This window comes from Teichococcus globiformis (assembly GCF_042646265.1).
GTDB classification, from domain to species: Bacteria; Pseudomonadota; Alphaproteobacteria; order Acetobacterales; family Acetobacteraceae; genus Pseudoroseomonas; species Pseudoroseomonas globiformis.
This window is the reverse complement of sequence record NZ_JBHRTN010000029.1, coordinates 225,219-243,298: the sequence shown is the minus strand read 5'-3', so window position 1 is coordinate 243,298 and position 18,080 is coordinate 225,219. Positions and strand designations below refer to the sequence as shown.

Genomic DNA, 18,080 nt, shown 5'->3' with positions numbered 1-18,080 from the left:
CCGCTTCACCGGGACACTGGCTCCATTGCCGCAGCCGCGCGGTGCAGGCTGGGATCAAAGGGGTTGAGCCCAGCTTCCACAAGGGCCGCCTCCCGCATAAGCGCCTCGCGGGCGCCGGCTCGTCGCTCGGCATCGAGGCGTTCAGCCGTGGTGCCGATACTCAGCGCAGCCACTGCCCGGCCTGTGCCGTCTCGGATCGGTACCGCCAGTCCGGCCATGCCAGGATTGACGGGGTAAAGCCCGCCGGAAACCTGTTCCGACCGGACCCGAAGCAGTTCGCGTCTGAGCCAGCCCTCGCTGAACGGGGCGAGCTGCCGCAGGCGCGGAGTGTTGTGCCGGATGATCTCATCCTGCTCGGCGTCGGGCAGGAAGGCCAGGATGGCGACTGAGCCCTGTCCCATGCCGAGGGGGACGCGTCCCCCGATATCGCCCGTGAAGCTTCGGATGGGCCAGGGGCCGCTGGAACGGTCGATGCAGACCGCATCGTAGCCATTGTGCACCAGCAGGAACAACGTCTCGTTCAGCTCAGCGGTCAGGCGCAGCAAACCGGGCCTCGCCAGATCCCGGAGGCCGAGAGGATTGCTTGCCTGCGCCGCCAGCAGGAAAAGCTCCAGCCCGAGCCGATAATGTTTGCTGGCGGGATCAAACGTCACGAGGCGCTCCGTCATCATCAAGCGCATCAGGCGGTGCACTGTAGCGGGAGGCAGTGCGGCCGCCTGTGCCAGCTCGGTGAGACGCAGTCCCGCAGCTCCCCCCTCACCCAGGAGGCGGAGCAGCCCGAAGGCACGACGCAAGCTACCGCCAGGATCCAGCACGATGGCTTCCATTGCGTATTTCAAAGGCAGATTACTTCAAGTTTTCCGCTGAATGAAAGTCCTTCGCACATTTTGTCGTCCAGCGAAAAAGACTCTTGCCGCCTTCCCAGCCATGAACGGATAGTTGCTGGCGAAGACGCGAAGGATTGAGGTCGATGGGGCGCTGGCGCGTAGGTGTGGATTCCGGCGGAACCTTCACTGATGTATGCCTGTTCGATCAGGACACAGGCCGGGTCGAAGTCTGGAAGGTTTCATCCACGCCGGACGACCCTTCGCGCGGCATTGCTCAAGGTGTTGAGGAGGGGATGCGGCGCGTCGCGCCCGAAGCCGGGGAGCATCCGGCGGGCCCGGTCCTTTATTTCGGCCATGGCACCACGGTCGCCACCAATGCGTTGATCCAGCATCGCGGCGTGCGAACCGGCCTGGTGACCACAGATGGCTTTCGCGACCTTCTGGAGATCGGCCGCCAGAAGCGCCCAGATCTTTACGACATGCAGGCAGACAAGCCGCCCGTTCTTGTTCCCCGCGACCTCCGGCATGAGATCCCCGAACGCATTCGCCACGACGGCAGCGTCGAGCATCCGCTGGATGAAGGGCGAATGCGCTCAGCCGCCAGGGCGCTGCGGGATAGCGGCGTCAAGGCTGTTGCGGTTTCTTTTCTTTATGGGTTCATCCGTCCCGAGCACGAGGCGCGCGCAGTGGAGATTCTGCGCGAGGAGATGCCGGACGTCTTCATCAGCGCAGGGCATGAAATCGCTCCCGAGTTCCGAGAGTACGAGCGCCTCTCGACGGTGGTGCTGAATGCCTATCTTGGTCCAGTTATGCGCCGCTACATCGAACGGCTGACGCCGCGGCTCAAGGCGCTGGGCATGACGGCAACCCCGCATCTGACTCAGTCGAATGGCGGTGTTATCGGCTTTTCCACGGCCGCCGACATGCCGGTGCGGGCAGTGCTGTCCGGCCCTTCTACCGGCGTGGTCGGTGCGCAGGCGATTGGCAGCCTCGCGGGCTTTCCCGACATTATCACCTTCGACATGGGTGGCACCTCCACCGATGTGGCGCTGTTGCAGGGCGGCGCCTGCAAGCTCACCTCCGAGGCCGTGGTGCATGGCTACCCGATCAAGGCACCCATGCTCGACATCCACACCGTCGGGGCCGGCGGCGGCTCCATCGCCTATGTCGATGCCGGCGGGCTGCTAAAGGCGGGACCACGCTCCTGCGGCGCCGATCCGGGGCCGGTCTGCTACAACAAGGGCAACACCGAGCCGGCGACAACTGACGCCAATGTGGTGCTGCAGACGCTGAACCCGACGCATCTGCTCGGCGGACGGATGGAAATCCGCCAGGACCTTTCCCGTGCCGCGATCCAGCGCATCGCCGACCAGCTCGGCCTCGGGCTGATGGAAACGGCGCAGGGCATCCTGTCCGTGGTCATCGCCAACATGGCGCGGGCGATCCGCGTCATCTCCATCCAGCGTGGGCATGATCCGCGCGACTTCACCCTGATGGCCTTTGGCGGCGGCGGACCGCTGCACGCGGCACGGCTGGCGCGTGAGCTGGACATGAAGCGCGTGCTAGTGCCGCGCAATCCCGGCATCCTCTGCGCCATGGGGTTGCTGCTGACCGATCTCCGTGCGGACTTTGCCGCCACCAAGCTGCTGCCGGCCACGGACGCATCCCTGGGCGAGGTGGCCGAGGCCTTTGCCGGCTTGGCCAGGCGGGCGGAAGCGTGGTTCGCGCAAGAGCATATCGATGCACCGGCACAGCGCCTGACGCGGACAGCGGATATGCGCTACCAGGGCCAGAACTACGAGCTGGCGGTCGCCCTCCCTGAGGGCCCGGTCACCGCCGCGACCCTGCAGGCCTTGGTCGAGGGCTTCGCCGAAGCACATCGCCAACGCTACGGCTTTGTTGCCGAGGGGGAGACGGTCCAGATCGTGACGCTGCGGCTGGAGGCCACCGGCCTGGTTCGCAAGGCGGAACTGAAAGCCCATCCCGAGGCAGGACCGGATGCCGGTTCCGCCATCACCGGCCGGCGTCCCGTCTGGTTCCCGGAGGCCGGGAATTTCGTGGATACGCCGATCTACAGCCGCGATGCCCTGCATCCCGGCAACCGCTTCACCGGGCCGGCGGTGGTTGAGCAGATGGACACCACCACCGTGGTCCCCCCCGGCATGACTGCCCGCGTCGATCCTTACCTGAACCTCATCCTGGAGGCGGCGGCATGAGCCAGGCGCTGACATCCGGAACCCGCATGACGCTCGACCCGATCACCGTCGAGGTCATTGGTGCCGCCTTGTCCTCCATCGTTGAGGAAACAGGGGAAGCGCTGATCCGCGCCTCCTACTCCACCAACATCAAGGAGCGCCGCGACTGCTCAACCGCATTGTTCAACACGGCTGGCGAGACATTGTGCCAGGCGGAGCATATTCCGATCCATCTGGGCAGCTTCATCGGCATCGTGCCGGAGATCATGAAGCACCACCGGGTCGACGAGATGCGCCCAGGCGACGTGTTCGTCGGCAACGATGCCTATGCTGGTGGCGGCACCCACCTGCCCGACATCGTGCTCGCCGAGCCGATCTTTGTTGATGGTGAGATCGCCGCCTGGACCGTCAACCTGGCCCATCATTCCGATTTTGCAGATCGTGGCCATGCCCACATCTACCAGGAGGGGCTGCGCATACCGCCTGTGCGCCTTTATCGAGCGGGCGAGTTGCAGGCGGATATCCAGAACCTGATCCTGCTGAATTGCCAAGTTCCGCATGAACGGCTTTCGGATCTACGCGCGCAGATGGCCGCCAATCGCGTCGGTGTCCAGCGCTTCCAGGCACTCTGCGCCAAGTATGGCACGGAAACCGTGCTCGCCGCGGGCGAAGCCTTGCTCGACTACGCCGAGCGCAAGATGCGGGCGGGCATTGCCGCGATGCCAGACGGCCAATGGCGCTTCGAGGATGTGTTCGATAATCCAGAAATCAGCGAAACCCTTCCCTTCTCGGTCGAGGTGACAATCCGGGGCGACGGCATGGCACTGCATTTCGATGCTCCAGACCAGATGCGCGCCGGCATCAACATGACGTATACGGCTCTGCTGGCCACGGCCTATTACGCGGTGAAGTCGGTGGTCGATCCGACCATCTTGCCGAATGCGGGGCTGGCACGGCCACTGACAATCTCTGGGCGGGAAGGAAGCATCGTCAACTGCCGTCATCCCGCGGCGGTGAACGGACGCCTGCAAGCCTGCCAACGTGTCGCCGACATGGTGCTGGGGGCACTGGCCCAGGCTGTGCCGGAACGGGTCACCGCCTGCTCCAACTCCACCTGCACCGTGGCAAGCTTTATCGGAGCCCGCAAATCCGACGGATCGCTCTGGGTCTATCTGGAAACCATGGGCGGTGGATCGGGCGCGCGTGCGACCAAGGATGGCTTGGATGGCGTGCATGTGCACGGCACCAACACGTCCAACCTGCCCGCCGAGGCGCTCGAGATCGAGTATCCGCTGACTCTGCTGCGCTACGAGCTGGTGCAGGATTCCGGCGGCGTCGGCCAGCATCGCGGCGGCCTTGCGCTGCGGCGCGTTTACCGGGCCGATGAGGATGTGCGCGTGCGCATCGATCTTTCACGCACCCGGTCGCGCAGTTGGGGATTGCTGGGCGGCGGGCCGGGTGCCGAAGGCAAGGTCGAGTGCGGTCCCGGCGTCAACTTCAACGGCCCGAATGCGGAGTTGAAGGCGGGCCAATGGTTTGCCATCGTCAGTCCGGGCGCCGGCGGATATGGTGCGCCGGAGCGGCGCCGCCCTGAGGCCGTTGCGCGCGATCTTGCCGAGGGCACGATCAGCTCCGCCACAGCCCGCGAGGCGTATCGACACATCGCCTGATACAGCGCAAAGGAGAGTTCCGCATGGCTATCTCCGCCAATCGCCGGGCCATCCTGGCCGGTGCCGCCGCCACTGGCTTGTTGCCGTTCCTGCGGGTGCCCACCGCCCGATCGCAGCCATCCGGTCTGCTGCGCTTCGGCCTTTCCTCCTATCCGCCCAACATCCAACCCTGGGCGAATAGTGGCACCGCGGCAGCCACGGTGAAGCTGATGATCTATCGTGGCCTCACCTCCTATGACGAGGAAGGCCGGCTGCGACCGGAGCTGGCGGAAGCCTGGACCCGCGAGGGCGACACGGCCTGGGTCTTCAAGCTGCGCGATGCCACCTTCCAGAACGGCGAGAAGGTGACCGCAGCCGATGTGAAGTGGACGCTGGAGCAGATCGCGTCGGAAAAGTCGACGGCGCATTTCCGCACCGAGATCCGTGGGATCGAGCGCATCGAAACGCCGGATGACCGTACCGTGCGGCTCGTGACCAGGGCACCCATGGTGACGCTGCCCAACCTGATGGCCAGCTACCACATGCCCATCATCTCACGGCAGTCGTCGGGGCGCGAGTTCATCGGCGCCGGCCCGTTCAGCATCAAGTCGCAGGAACGTGGATCGTCTCTGGAGCTGGAAGCCTTCAATGGCTTCTACAAGCCCGGCCTGCCGAAGCTGAAGACCATCCGCATCACTGCCTATGCAGACGAGAATCTTCGCGTGGCGGCATTGCAATCCGGCGATGTGGATCTGATCGAATATGTGCCGTGGCAATCCATGGCCACCATTGCCGACAACAAGCAGCTCAAGCTCGACGCCGTGGACGGCGCCTTCATGTATCTCATCTTCAACGGCAGCAAGCCACCCTTCGACGATGCCCGGATCCGGAAGGCGGTTGCCTACGCCATCCGGCGAGATGAGGTGGTGAAGGCTGCGTTCTTTGGACGTGGCTCCCCTCTCGGACATCTCCCCATTGCCGAAAGCAGCCCCTTCTTCAATCCGGAGCTCAAGGACGGATGGACCTACAATCCTGATCTTGCCAAGAAGCTCATGGCCGAAGCCGGGCATCCGAACGGTTTCGCATGCAACATGCTGTCAACCGCGCAATACGGCATGCACAAGGACTCCGCCGAGGTCGTGCAGCAGCATCTGGCTGCAATTGGTATCCAGGTGACCTTGAACCTGCCGGACTGGGCAACGCGCATCGCCATCGGCAATCGGGGCCAGTATGACCTGGCCATGATGGGAACCGCCGCCGACAGCAACGATCCCGACGGGCTGGCCAACATCCTGGATGGCAGCCTGGCGACAGCCTATATCCGTAGCTACGGCCTCAAAACGCCGCGCATCTCCGAGCTTTTCGCCGCCGGTCGTGCTGAATTCGACGAGGCCAGGCGGCGTGCCATCTACCGCGAGCTCGAACAGGTGGCGATCGAGGAGGCACCGATCGTTGGCCTGACCTGGCGCAGCCAGGGATACGCCATGCGCAGCCAGGTCTCGGGCTTCAAGAACCTCCCGGGAGCGCTGACATTCTATTCCGGCCTGACCTTCGAGACGGCGAGCCTTGGATGAGGCAGGATCAGCCATGATGCTGAAGCCGCAAGGACGGGTGGTGATGCTCTCCGGCGCCACCCGCGGCATCGGCCGGGCGCTGCTGGAACGTCTTCTGACGGCGGGCTGCATCGTCAGCGCCGGTGTGCGCGACGTATCGCGACTGCCAGCTCACCCGCTTCTGTCAGTGCACCGCTACGATGCGGCCGAGGTGCGGGGCGCTGCCGCATGGGTGGGCGAGGTGGTGGCACAACACGGCCGCATCGACGCGGTGGTCAATGCCGCCGGCATCAACACTCGGGGCACTCTGCTCGGCAATGACGACACACCGTTCGAGGCCCTGTGGTCGGTCAATACCATGGGGCCGATGCGGGTGATCCGTGCAGCCTGGCCGCATCTCGTCGCTAGCGGTACCGGCCGTGTGGTCAACATCGCATCGCTTTCTGGCAAGCGTGTCCGCAACGACAACCTGGCCTATTCCATGAGCAAGTTCGCCGTTATGGCGCTGACGCAGGAAGTTCGGCGTCTTGGTCAAGAAGATGGCATTCGTGCCAGCGCCCTGTGCCCCGGCTTCGTTGATACCGATATGACGGCGCATGTCACGAAGTGGCCGCGCGAAAAGATGTCGCGGCCGGAGGACATCGCGCTGCTGGCGGAGGTTCTGCTGCATCTGCCGAACACGGCCAGTGTTGCCGAGTTGCTCGTCAACTGCCGGCACGAGGACATGCTCTAGGCAGCAGGGGCAGCCTCTGCGTCGGTCCAGGAAAATGTCGGGCGGCACGGAGACGAAGTGTGCCGCTTTCATGGGGTGAACCGCGCCAGCCATGTTGACGGCGCACCGATTTGCTGCTGGCGTCGGTCTCATGCAGATGCACGATGCGGAGGCAACAGCCCGCCTCCTTCCCTATCCTGTCCTGATCGCTGCGTTGGAGGAGCTCCTTCCCGCGTATGGGCGAGGGGAGATCCACAGTCCGGAACGCCTCGTCATGCCGATCGCCGGTGGAGCGGGCACGCTTCTCTCAATGCCATGCAGCGGGCCGGATTTGGTGGCGCACAAGCTCATCACCATTCACAACTCCAATCCGGCACGGGGCCTGCCCGCGCTTCAGGGTCAGGTGACCGGCATCGACGCCATGACCGGACAGGCGCTCTTCGTGCTGGACGGCCCAACCGTGACGGCACGGCGTACCGCCGCCATCTCGATGATCGGCCTGCGGCATTTGCACCCTGCACCGCCGACCAATCTTCGCCTGATCGGTGCCGGCCCGCAGGCGAGGGCGCATGTTGAAGCTTTGCTGGCTCTCTTCCCCGATGTGGCGATCCGCGTCCAGGCAAGGCGGGCCGAGGCGGTTGCCGCCTTCTGTGAAGGATTTGCCGGCCACGGAGATGTTCGCCCAGCCACTGGCACGGTGACAGAGGACGCCGTTATCGCCGTCACCAGCAGCCGCCAACCGGTCTATGCAGAGCCGGCACGCGCGGGCCGGCTGGTTGTCGGTGTCGGCGCGTACCGCCTCGACATGATCGAGATCGGCTCGCCCTCTATGCAGGATGCCCAGATCTACGTTGACGATCCGGTGGGTGCACCTGTTGAGGCCGGCGACATTGTGGCGGCAGGCATTGATTGGGCGACGGTGACCCCGCTCGCCCAGGCACTGATCCACAAGCCGGATTTCAGCCGCCCCATCTTCTTCAAGAGCGTCGGCTGCGCGGCCTGGGATCTGGCAGCGTGCCGCGTGGCACGGTCCGCGCTTTCAGCCTAAGCGCCCAGTCGCTACCGGCAGATCCAAATACCAGTCGACAACCATCTCGATCAGCGGCGGGTGGACGCCCAGGCTTCCGCCATCTGGTCGAGCCTGATCTCGGCGGCAGATCTGGCACGTGGTGCGGCGCGGACAGCTGTGACTGTTGCGGCGCCCCCCCAGCGACGGACAGGCCCGGAATCGATGTGGATGAAGCCCTGTCCTGGATAAAGCCCCACCCCACCACGGCCGAGGCGCAGCGCCGCATCACTGAAGCCCTCGAACCGGGAAGACGCGATCTGAAGGTCGAGCGCCGCCGCCCGCAAATGCTGGCTGTCGCCGGCTCCATGGACCGCCTTGTTCGTCTCGGGCGTGCGATAGCCGGACAGCACAAGGAATTCCGCCACACGCTGGCGCTGGCCCAGTTCCCACAGAATGTCGATGGCCTCTGGGTCAAAGGCGCGAACCGTACCGCTGCGCGTATCGGCCAAGACTTCCGACAACTCACGCATGGCAACCGCGTCCGGCTCCCGGCCATTGTGGTAGGACCCAGAGAAAACCGCATCATTGGCAGCGTGACGGATCTTCAACCTGCGCGGGTCGCCCCTGCCTGCCAAACTCTTGCCGGGTGGGGCCGCGAGGATGGTGGCTGCGGAAAGGAACAGGGCTCTGCGACGCATGGGGGCCAGTGGTAAACGCTGCGTCGCCGCTCAGGAACCCAACCTCACGAGAATGCGACCCAATCGGATCACAATCTGCCTAAAATCGCGTAAATGAGATCTTTGTCCACAACTTATCAGTTTTTCAGCTGACGGTGGTTACTTCCTGAGTTGATTCAGGTGCAAAGTGGAGAGGCGTCGATTCTGCTGTGGCAGCGTCTGCCGGGGCCCCATCCACTTGCACGCGCAGTTCCTCTCGTTGGCGGGTGGATCGCCGTCTCAGACCAGGCCAGCCAGGACCTTGGCGGTCGCGCCGGAGCGTTCGCCCAGCTTAGCGCCCTTGGCGACCTGCGCCTGCGTTTCCAGTCCCTTGGCCTGCTTCTCGATGGCAGCACGTGCCTCGGCCTCGGCTTCGAAGGGTGGCAGCACCAGCACCCCACAATCATCGCACAGCACCGCGTCGCCGGGCATGACCACGACGCCGCCGACGGATACGGGCACGTTCATCCGTCCTCCCAGATCGTAGATCCGTGTGGTGATGGGGGCCATGCCCTTGCACCACATAGGGAAGTCCGATGCCTCGATCTCCTCGATATCGGTACAGGGTCCGCCGACAACACCGGCCTTGGCGCCTGCGGCCTTGGCCGCCACGGTAACCCCGCCACCCCAGCAGGCATGGCGATCATCGCCCAGGCGATCGACCACCAGGATGTCGCCCGGTCGCAGAAGGCCAAGTGCGTGGTGCAGCAGGGTCGAGTCCGCACCGGGGATCTGCACCGTCACGGCCGTGCCGGCGACACGGCGACGCAGCAATCCCTGAATGGAACGATCCATGAAGCCCCAATGGCGCCAGTGGCCAACGGTTGCTGTCTCGGTCTTCTCCAGCAACGCCACGACTTCACTGCTGATCGGCGCAGGCATGTCTTCGACGACGTATTTCGGCATCTTTCACTTCCCCATGGCACGAGAGAATCCCATCAGCCGCTCGACCACGCCAACCATGAGGACGGCGAAGACGATCAGGCTCATGGACAAGGCGGCGATCAGTGGGTCAGCCGTCTGGTCGGCGTAGCGGAACATTTCGACCGGCAAGGTGGTCAGCCGCGGGCCAACAAGAAACAGGCTGATCACCGTTTCATCGAAACTCACCAGAAAGGTCAACACTCCCGCCGCAATGGCTCCGGGGGCCGCGTTGGGCAAAGTGATGCGGAGGGCTGCACGAAGCGGTGTTGCTCCCAACGTCCAGGCCGCCGCTTCCAGCTCGCGAGGTACTGCGGAGAAGGCGGTGGTCATGATGCGCACCGAGAAAGGAATGGCGATCAGGCTGTGCCCCAGCACCAAGCCCGGCCAACTCGCCCCCAACCCCAGCGGCTGCAGCACCAGCAACAAAGCAAGTCCCAGCACCAGGGTTGGCAGAACCAGCGGCGCGACCAGCAGTCCGGCCAGCAGCGCGCGTCCCCGAAACTCAAGCCGCGCAATGGCATAGGCAGCGGGTGCACCCACCAGCAGGGCCAGCGTTGCCACGATGACGGCGAGAATGGCGCTGGTCACCATGGCCGACATCAAGGCCTGGTTGCTGAACAAGGCAGCATACCAGCGGGTCGAGAAGCCCGGCGGCGGAAAGGTCAGGAAGTCGCCCGCGCTGAAGCTGAGGACCGCTACCAGGATGCCCGGCAACAGCAGGATCAGGTATCCCAGCGCAGCGAAGACACGCAGAGCCCAGCTCGGCTTCATGCCCGCCTCCCCTGCATCCATGACACGGCCAGCCGGGCCAGCATCAGCAGCAGAAGTGCCGACAGCAGCAACATGGCAAGCGCAGCGGCGGCGGGCCAGTCCACGCTTTCCAGCGCCAGGTCATAAATCTCGGTGGCCAGCACGAAGACCCGTCCGCCGCCCATCAGGCGCGGCGTGATGAAGGCCGAGATGCCGAGCACCACGTCGAGCAGCCAGGCCGCCAGAATGGTGGGCGCTGCCAGAGGAAGGGTGATGCGGAAGAAGGTCCGCATGCGGCTGGCGCCAAGGGTTGCGGCAGCCTCCTCCAGCCGTGCGTCCAGCCTCCCCAGCCCGGCCAGCAGCACCAGAACTGCATAGGGCATCAGGCTTTCCACGAGGCCGATGCGAACACCGGTCCAGTTGTTGATCAGGCGCAAGGGCGTTTCGGTGAAGCGGAGGCTCATGAGCATCGCGTTGAACAGCCCCTGGTCACCCAGCACGGCCATCCAGCCGACGAGCCGGGCGGTACCCGAGATCAGCAACGGTGCGATGGCCATAAGGGCAAGCAATCCGCGCCAGCGAGGGCTGGCTGCGCGGATCAGCAACGCCACGGGCAACGCCAGCGTCACGGCCAATGCCGCCGAAGTGGCCGCCAGCTGCGCCGTGTCCCAGACCAGCTGCCAGGTGAAGGCGTCGCCCAGGAGCCGGGTATAGCTGTCGGCCGTCACCGCCACTTCCATCGCGCCGCTTTCCGCCGTCCGGTTGAGGCTGATGCGGAACAACGTGGCAAGGGGCCACAGAAAGGCCAGCGACAAAATGGCCAGGGCTGGGAGGCAGAGCAACCACCCGATCATGCGACGGGAAACGCCAGCAGGTCGGCGGCCCTGAAGACGAGGCGCATCGAGTCGCCTTCACGCAGGCTCCGCCAATGACTTTGGCCTCCGGCCTGCATCTCGGCCACCACCGGCCCTGCCGGCGTATCGGCCTCGATGGCGATGATCTCGCCGGTGTAGATGCGGCGGGACAGCCGTCCCTCCAGCAGATTCTCCTGGTCCGATGGAGACTCGCCGGGGCCCAGCACGCGCACCCGATGCGGCCTCAGGAAAGCCTCCACGGCGCCCGGCGCTACGCCGTGCGAAGTGCGCAACGCGGCGCCGCCCTCCGTCCGCAGCACCCCACCGGGCTCGAGCTGGCCCCGGATGCGGGCTGCGCGCCCGACAAAGGTTGCGACGAAGCGGCTGGCGGGTCGCTCGAAGATGTCCTCGGGGGGCGCGAGTTGCTCGATTTTCCCGGCGTTCATCACGGCCACGCAGTCGGCCATGGCGAGCGCCTCCGTCTGGTCGTGCGTCACGAAAACCGTCGTGGTTCCGAGGCGCTGCTGCAAGGACCGGATCTCGTCCCGCACGCCTTCACGCAGTTTGGCATCCAAGGCGGAAAGCGGCTCGTCCAGCAGAAGCAATTCCGGCTCGATGGCCAAGGCGCGGGCCAGGGCAACGCGTTGCTGCTGCCCACCGGACAGTTGCCGGGGCTTGCGTGCGGCCAAAGTGCCTAGGCCAACCATTTCCAGCGCCGCCTGAGCACGCCGGATCCGTTCGGCACGGGCCGTGCCACGCATCTCGAGGCCAAAGGCAACATTGCCCGCCGCCGTCATATGCGGGAACAAGGCATAGGACTGGAACACCATGCCCATCTGCCGCCGATGCGGCGGAAGCGCGGTCACGTCCCGACCGCCAACCAGGATGCGCCCGGCATCGGGCGCCTCCAGCCCCGCGATCATGCGCAAGGTAGTGGTCTTGCCGCAGCCGGAGGGGCCGAGCAAAGCCAGCAACGCGCCGCGCGGCAGCTCCAGCGACACATGGTCGACGGCCGCGGCCGGCGCTCCGGCATAATGCCGGGCCAACCCTTCGAGCCGCAGATGCGGCTGGGTGTCGCCGTCCATCAGGGCGCTGCCGTGATGACCTCGCGCCGCCAGCGTTGATTCCAGCTGTCGCGCAGCTTCTGCATCTCCGCCCAGTTTACGTTCACCACCCGCTCGCGGAACTGCGGCGCCATGGCGGTCCGGTTCAGCGCCTCGGGCGCAATCTGTGCGGTGGTGTTGGTGGGACCGTAGAACACACGTTCGGTGAAGGCCTTTTGCGCTTCCGCACCCAGTGCATAAGCCATGAAGCTACGGGCCGCCGCCGCGTTCCGGCTGTTGGCCACCACGTTGATGGTGTTGATCTGGAACGCCGTGCCTTCAGACGGCAAGGTCACGCCGATCTTGCCCTTGGACTGAATCGCCATCAGCTGCGAGCGTGCGTTCCAGTTGGTTGTCATGTCCCCCTGGCCGCTGACCACAAACGTCACGCTGTCAGGCTTTGGATCGAAGGTCTGCGTGTTGGCAGCGATACGCTTGAGCACCGGCATGGCCTTGGCGATGGCTGTCCAGTCGCCGCCATCGGCATGGGCGAGCACCGCCGTCAGCGCCAGGCCCTGGATGTTGGGGGGCGCGCCGAGGCCGACCCGCCCGCGTCGTGCGGGATCGGCCATATCCACGAACCCGGTCGGGGCCGGCTTCACGTTCTCCGTGTTGTAGATCATCACCAGATTGTCGTAGGTGACGCCGGGGCCGCATTCGCCGCCCGCCTCCCGTGCCAATCCGTCGATCTGCTCCAGAACAGGCATCTGCGCCGAAGATGCCTTATCGACCAGCCCTTCGGCGCAGGCCAGAGCCGCGGTCGTGGTATCCATGATAACGATGTCGGTCTGTGGATCCGCTTTCTGCGCCCGGAGCGCGCCGAGCATCTGCGCGCTGTTGCCGGACGCAAAGTACTGCACCCGGATGCCTGTGGCCTTCTCGAAGGGCTGCAGCACCGTCTCGGTGTAGTTGTCCTTGAACACGGCGTCGCCATAGGCCATCACCGTGATCTGGCCCTTCTCCTGCGCCGCGACCGGCACGGCGCAGGCGGCGAGGCCGGCGATGCCGAGCGCCGCACTCTTCCATCGGGTCATGGTCCGAGCCCCCTGTATGTCAGCATCGGCATCATGGACAGCCTCGACGCTCGCGGCAACGGTGGAAAGCGGGTCCATGGCGGAATGCGTGTGCAGCAAACAGGATGGCTTGCGGAGCAGCGCATTTCACCACAGGCTGCGGTGCAGGATGTGCCGCCTCGCGGCCTTGTTTCAGTCTTTGCAACCAGGATCTGGCCACGGATGAACCGCAAGATTGTTGTGCTCGACCCCATTACTCCGCAGACGGCGCAGCGCATGCGCGAGCTGCTGCCGACGGGCCTGATCATGGAGCACGCGGCCAGCCGCGATGCCGCGCATCTGCAGGAGATCGTGGCAGATGCGGATTACCTCGTGTCCGGCCAGATTGCGGTCGATGCCTCGTTGCTGGCGGCCGCGAAGCAGGCGAAGCTGCTGCACAAATGGGGCGTGGGGGTGGACAATTTCGACCTCGATGCCGCCAAGGCTCAAGGCATCACCGTGGCCCGCACCACGGCCAGCAACGCAAAGTCCGTGGCCGAGGCGGCGCTTGGCCTCACCATCGCGCTGATGCGCAACCTCGCCTGGGGCCATACATCCCTCCGTGCCGGCGAGTGGCGGCCGACCAGTCTGCCCAAGGCCAGCTACAGCCTCTTCGGCAAGACAGTGGGCATTATTGGCTTCGGCGCGATCGGTCAGAACCTGGCGAAGCTCCTGAAGCCGTTCGGTGGCCGCATCCTCTACAACAAAACCCGTCGACTGAGCCCCGGGGAGGAAGCCGACCTCGGCGTCGAGTTCGCCACGCTGGCCGAAATTCTGAAGCAGGCGGACATCGTTTCCCTGCACTGTCCGATGACGCCGCAGACCAAGGGCATGATCGACCGCGCAGCCATCCGCACCATGAAGCCGACGGCGGTGCTCATCAATGTCGCCCGCGGGGGCGTCGTCATTGAGCAGGATCTGGCCGAGGCATTGAAGGCGAAGGAAATCCTGGGCGCGGCCATGGATGTGTACGAGGAAGAACCGACGCCGGCGGATAACCCGCTTCTGGCGCTGGAGAACGTGGTGTGCACGCCGCATATCGCGGCGATGTCCGCCGACACCTTTGTTCCAACCATCAACCAGATGTGGGGTAATATCGACCGCTTCAACCGGGGTGAGCCGGTTGCGGCGACCGACTTCGTGTGCTGATCGAGGAATTTGCCGAAAGCCGTGGCATGGCGAAGGGCGCGGCCTGATCCATCACCACCTCGCCCTCGCGCACCAGTTCCAGCCCTGCCAGGAAGGTGCTGGCAAGGGCCGCGCGCCGCTGCACCGGTCGGACCGTGCTATCGGAACGAACCGTCACGGGCAGAAGGGACAGGATCGGCACAGCTTCGGTTGCGCCGGGTAACACACGCCGCAGCAGCGCAATGGCTTCCGGCAAGCGCCAAAGCAGCGGCGGCGAGGGAGTCCAGGCCCCATCGGCCCGCGGCTTCTGGAGCAGCTTCAGGCAGGCCCGCAGCAGGCCTACGATGTCGGCGTGCGGAACCGGTCCCTCCTGCGCCTTGCACTCCTGCACCTCCGGCGCTCCGCGTGACCAGACATCCTGGCCAAGCTGGGGTCGGGTTTCCAGCCAGCTCCTTGCCGCCTGCACAAAGGCCCGGTTCTCGAGCTGCCGGCGGAAATCCTCGGCCTCGGCTTCCGCCGCCGCGGCTTCTGGACTGCCCCTCGGCAGGAGCAGGCGCGACTTCAGCAGGGTGAGCCAGGCCGCCATGACCACCCAGTCAGCGAGGCTGTGCAATGGCAGTGTGCGAGCCGTAGCAGCCTTGTCGACCGCGGCACAGAACTGCTCGGCCAGCTCCAGGATCGACAGGCGTGCCAGATCCACCTTCTGGCCGCGCGCCATCTCCAGCAGGTGGTCGAGCGGCCCTTCATAGCCTCCGATGCGCAACGCCGGCGCCTGGCTGCTCATGCACCCTCGTCATAGACAGGCTGCAGGGAAAAGCTGATCGTCGGGAAGCGGTCCCGCATCCGTTGCAGTGCCCGCCATGGTGTCCAGTCCGCCGACCAGAAACGCAGCCGCATAACCCCATGGGTTGCCGTATCTGCGGATTTCCCTGGTGCAGCGGCGACATGGCGCAAGGCGCAGGGCGTGCCCCACTCACGCCATAGCCAGTCCCGCGCCTGGGGGTCGGCAGGACCAAGAGCCAGGATCTCCCGCGGGACTGGGAATAGCGCATTCAGATCGAGCGGGCAGGCCGTGCCGGTCAGTGCCAAGGCCTCCGCCCGCGCCTGCTGCCGTGCCACGGCCTCACGAAGCTGCCCGGCCAGGATGCGCGCACCCTCCAGGCTGATGCCGCGCTCGTGCGGGCCTGGCGCCAGCATCAGGTGCAGCCAATCCTCCTCCAGCGCCGGCAGGTCAAGTTGCCACGGGATCAGCCCGGCGCCGGCCGCAGCCTGCCTGAACGCGGCCAACTCGGCGGCCGGGCCACGCGCCTCGAAATGGTGGTAGAGCCAGTCGGGATCGGGTGTGCCGCTCACAGATCCAGCAGCTTCACCGGGCTTTCTGTCACTAGCTTTGCCCGCCGCACATAGCCACGCATGGTCTTCAGGTCGCGATGCCGGGTGTGATCCATAATCTGCTCGTCACGAGCACCGGCCATGTAGGCTTCCGTGACAAAGCCGGCCCGCAAGCCATGCGGCGAGAGCCGCTCGCCCGAACCAACGGAAAGTCCCGCTTGAAGGGCGCGCCGACGCAGGATCTGCCAGACGGCTTCCGGCACCAGCCGTGTGTGGTCGATGTTGCCCCATTGGTCGACCCGCCGGAACACGGGCCCGTATCGCGTATCGGACGCTGACAGCCAGGCTTCCAGCGCGCGGATCGGGCAGGTCTGCGGCCGCCTGCCTCGAGTGATGCCCAGCTCCGTGCCCTCGCCTGCGGTATCCGTCTTGGAGCGCGGCAGGGTCAGGCGCAGGCCGCTTTCGGTGAAGCGCAGGTGCTCCCGATCGATCCCGACGAGCTCCGAACGCCGTAGAGCACCTGCGAATCCGAGCAGCAGCAGCGCACGGTCCCGCAGCCCTGCAAGGTCGCCGGGGCACACCGCCACCAGCTTGCGCAGTTCCACCGAGGTAAGGGCCGCTGCTTGCCGCTTGCGGCTGCCATGGGCCCGGCGGATTCCCTGCAAGGTCGCCCGGATCGCCGGATGCGACGCCGACCATACATGGCCGTGGAGCTTGTGCTGCCGCCCAATGGCGGCGAGGCGCCGCTCCAGGGCGGATCGACTATGGGTTTTCGCCATACCGGCCAGAAACGCAGCGATCGACACGGGGTCGGCCGGCAGCGCCATACAGCCGGCCTCCCGGCACCATTCGGTGAAATGCCGCCAGTCCGTCGCATAGGCCCGGCGGGTTTCCGGCGCGAGGGACTGCCGTGCATAGGCCTCCGCCGCCTCCAGCGCAGCTTGGCCGGCATCCGTCAGCGCGACCGGATCCCGCGCGGTGGTGGATAAGGGGAAGGCCGCGGTTGCACGAGTCGTCTCGGTCATCGAGGTGCTTTGCGGCTTCGGTTACACATCACCCGATTCTATCCAAGCGCGGCCGACACCGCCAGCAGCCTTGCAATGCTTAGATCTCGTCCGTAGAATTTTCTTAACAGCGACAGAAAATCGTTGTTTTATTTTCCTGTGCCAAGTCGGCAGCATGGCCTTCCGGGCCATGTAAGTGATCGAAAACGATCCGAGAGGAGGTCCACCGTGCCAAACGGCTCCACTCCCCAGCCTGCACTGACACGGCGCGCGGTGATCGCGTCCACCACCCTGGCGCTGGCCGCACCGTCCGGCCCCTCTCAGGCCCAGGGCGCGGCGCAGTTGCTGAACGTTTCCTACGATCCCACCCGTGAGTTCTACAGGGAGTTCAACGCCCTCTTTGCCCGTCACTGGAAGGATCAGACTGGCCAGGCCATTCGCGCAAACGCTTCGCATGGTGGCTCAGGCCGGCAGGCCCGTTCGGTCATCGACGGGCTGCCAGCCGATGTGGTCACCCTGGCACTGGCCTACGACATTGATGCCATTGCCGCCCGTGGCCTCATCGCTTCCGACTGGCAGTCGCGCCTGCCCCACAACAGCGCGCCCTATACCAGCACCATCGTGTTCCTGGTGCGCAAGCACAACCCGAAGAACATCCGCGACTGGAATGATCTGATCAGGCCGGGCACCGGAGTGATCACCCCCAACCCGAAGACCTCGGGCGGTGCGCGCTGGAATTACCTTGCCGCCTGGGCCTGGGCGCTCCGGCAGCCCGGCGGGGATGAGAAGGCTGCTGAAGCTTTTCTGGCGGCGCTGTTCAGGGCCGTTCCCGTTCTCGACACCGGCGCCAGGGGCTCGACCACCAGCTTTGTGCAACGCGGTCAGGGCGATGTGCTGCTCGCCTGGGAGAATGAGGCGCATCTGGCCTTCGCCGAGTTCGGTGCGGGTCAGTTCGACATCGTCTATCCTTCACTGTCCATCCTGGCCGAGCCGCCTGTCGCCGTGGTGGATCGCAATGTGGACAGGCGCGGCACCCGTGCGATGGCCGAGGCGTATCTGAAAAGTCTCTATGAGCCCGAGGCCCAGGCCCTGGCAGCGCGGCATTACTACCGGCCACGTGACGCCCAGGCCCTGGCGGCGGCGGGAGAGCGCTTCCCGAAGCTCGCCCTGGTCACGATCGATGACCCGGCCTTCGGCGGCTGGAAGCAGGCGCAGGCCCGGCACTTCGACGATGGTGGCGTGTTCGACCGCCTCTATCAGCCGGGGCGGTAG

At 65.4% G+C, this 18,080-nt stretch carries 17 protein-coding genes; 7 read left to right on the top strand and 10 right to left on the bottom strand.

From position 1 onward, the window contains the following. Window positions 1–5 precede the first annotated feature (5 nt). A complete protein-coding gene (locus ACFOD4_RS21975; RefSeq protein WP_379599856.1) occupies window positions 6–827 on the bottom strand; it encodes an IclR family transcriptional regulator in 822 nt (273 codons plus the stop codon). A gap of 143 nt (window positions 828–970) precedes the next feature. Here ACFOD4_RS21975 and ACFOD4_RS21970 point away from each other — a divergent pair, with 143 nt between their 5' ends. The 5 genes from ACFOD4_RS21970 (at window position 971) to ACFOD4_RS21950 (ending at window position 7,984) form a co-directional block, all read left to right on the top strand. After that, complete coding sequence (locus ACFOD4_RS21970) at window positions 971–3,043, top strand: hydantoinase/oxoprolinase family protein (protein WP_379599855.1); 2,073 nt, start codon at window positions 971–973, stop codon at window positions 3,041–3,043. Then, the gene (locus tag ACFOD4_RS21965; protein WP_379599854.1) at window positions 3,040–4,692 is read left to right on the top strand and encodes a hydantoinase B/oxoprolinase family protein; all 1,653 of its coding nucleotides are present in this window, start codon (window positions 3,040–3,042) and stop codon (window positions 4,690–4,692) included. The genes ACFOD4_RS21970 and ACFOD4_RS21965 overlap by 4 nt, the downstream gene beginning before the upstream one ends. 23 nt (window positions 4,693–4,715) lie before the next feature. Then, window positions 4,716–6,245: an ABC transporter substrate-binding protein gene (locus tag ACFOD4_RS21960; protein WP_379599853.1), complete on the top strand. Its 1,530-nt coding sequence runs from the start codon at window positions 4,716–4,718 to the stop codon at window positions 6,243–6,245. A 16-nt stretch (window positions 6,246–6,261) separates the two neighbouring features. Continuing rightward, entirely contained in the window at window positions 6,262–6,957 is a 696-nt protein-coding gene (locus tag ACFOD4_RS21955; RefSeq protein ID WP_379599852.1) for an SDR family NAD(P)-dependent oxidoreductase, read from the top strand. Between the two features lie 91 nt (window positions 6,958–7,048). Next, window positions 7,049–7,984, top strand: a complete 936-nt coding sequence (locus ACFOD4_RS21950; RefSeq protein ID WP_379599851.1) for a delta(1)-pyrroline-2-carboxylate reductase family protein — start codon at window positions 7,049–7,051, stop codon at window positions 7,982–7,984. A 50-nt stretch (window positions 7,985–8,034) separates the two neighbouring features. Here ACFOD4_RS21950 and ACFOD4_RS21945 read toward each other — a convergent pair whose 3' ends face one another. From ACFOD4_RS21945 to ACFOD4_RS21920, 6 genes are all read right to left on the bottom strand, one after another. Further along, entirely contained in the window at window positions 8,035–8,643 is a 609-nt protein-coding gene (locus tag ACFOD4_RS21945; RefSeq protein ID WP_379599850.1) for a YcbK family protein, read from the bottom strand. A gap of 258 nt (window positions 8,644–8,901) precedes the next feature. Continuing rightward, window positions 8,902–9,567, bottom strand: a complete 666-nt coding sequence (locus ACFOD4_RS21940; RefSeq protein ID WP_379599849.1) for an RraA family protein — start codon at window positions 9,565–9,567, stop codon at window positions 8,902–8,904. A gap of 3 nt (window positions 9,568–9,570) precedes the next feature. Further along, window positions 9,571–10,356, bottom strand: coding sequence for an ABC transporter permease (locus tag ACFOD4_RS21935; protein WP_379599848.1), 786 nt, complete (start codon window positions 10,354–10,356; stop codon window positions 9,571–9,573). Further along, entirely contained in the window at window positions 10,353–11,189 is an 837-nt protein-coding gene (locus ACFOD4_RS21930) for an ABC transporter permease (protein WP_379599847.1), read from the bottom strand. Before ACFOD4_RS21930 ends, ACFOD4_RS21935 begins: the two co-directional genes overlap by 4 nt. Further along, a complete protein-coding gene (locus tag ACFOD4_RS21925) occupies window positions 11,186–12,274 on the bottom strand; it encodes an ABC transporter ATP-binding protein (protein WP_379599846.1) in 1,089 nt (362 codons plus the stop codon). The genes ACFOD4_RS21930 and ACFOD4_RS21925 overlap by 4 nt, the downstream gene beginning before the upstream one ends. Continuing rightward, on the bottom strand, window positions 12,274–13,326 hold the full coding sequence (locus tag ACFOD4_RS21920; protein WP_379599845.1) for an extracellular solute-binding protein: 1,053 nt from the start codon (window positions 13,324–13,326) through the stop codon (window positions 12,274–12,276). Before ACFOD4_RS21920 ends, ACFOD4_RS21925 begins: the two co-directional genes overlap by 1 nt. A 201-nt stretch (window positions 13,327–13,527) precedes the next feature. On the opposite strand from ACFOD4_RS21920, the gene ACFOD4_RS21915 reads away from it, so the two are divergent. Next, entirely contained in the window at window positions 13,528–14,493 is a 966-nt protein-coding gene (locus tag ACFOD4_RS21915; protein ID WP_379599844.1) for a 2-hydroxyacid dehydrogenase, read from the top strand. Here ACFOD4_RS21915 and ACFOD4_RS21910 read toward each other — a convergent pair. From ACFOD4_RS21910 to ACFOD4_RS21900, 3 genes are read right to left on the bottom strand one after another with little or no spacing between them, the layout of a single operon-like run. Beyond that, window positions 14,450–15,256, bottom strand: coding sequence for a segregation and condensation protein A (locus tag ACFOD4_RS21910; protein ID WP_379599843.1), 807 nt, complete (start codon window positions 15,254–15,256; stop codon window positions 14,450–14,452). The two genes, ACFOD4_RS21915 and ACFOD4_RS21910, sit on opposite strands and share 44 nt — an antisense overlap. Then, the gene (locus ACFOD4_RS21905) at window positions 15,253–15,825 is read right to left on the bottom strand and encodes a hypothetical protein (RefSeq protein WP_379599842.1); all 573 of its coding nucleotides are present in this window, start codon (window positions 15,823–15,825) and stop codon (window positions 15,253–15,255) included. The genes ACFOD4_RS21910 and ACFOD4_RS21905 overlap by 4 nt, the downstream gene beginning before the upstream one ends. After that, a complete protein-coding gene (locus tag ACFOD4_RS21900) occupies window positions 15,822–16,829 on the bottom strand; it encodes a site-specific integrase (RefSeq protein WP_379599841.1) in 1,008 nt (335 codons plus the stop codon). The genes ACFOD4_RS21905 and ACFOD4_RS21900 overlap by 4 nt, the downstream gene beginning before the upstream one ends. 207 nt (window positions 16,830–17,036) lie before the next feature. Between ACFOD4_RS21900 and ACFOD4_RS21895 the strand changes: the two genes are divergently transcribed. Further along, on the top strand, window positions 17,037–18,080 hold the full coding sequence (locus ACFOD4_RS21895) for a sulfate ABC transporter substrate-binding protein (protein ID WP_379599840.1): 1,044 nt from the start codon (window positions 17,037–17,039) through the stop codon (window positions 18,078–18,080).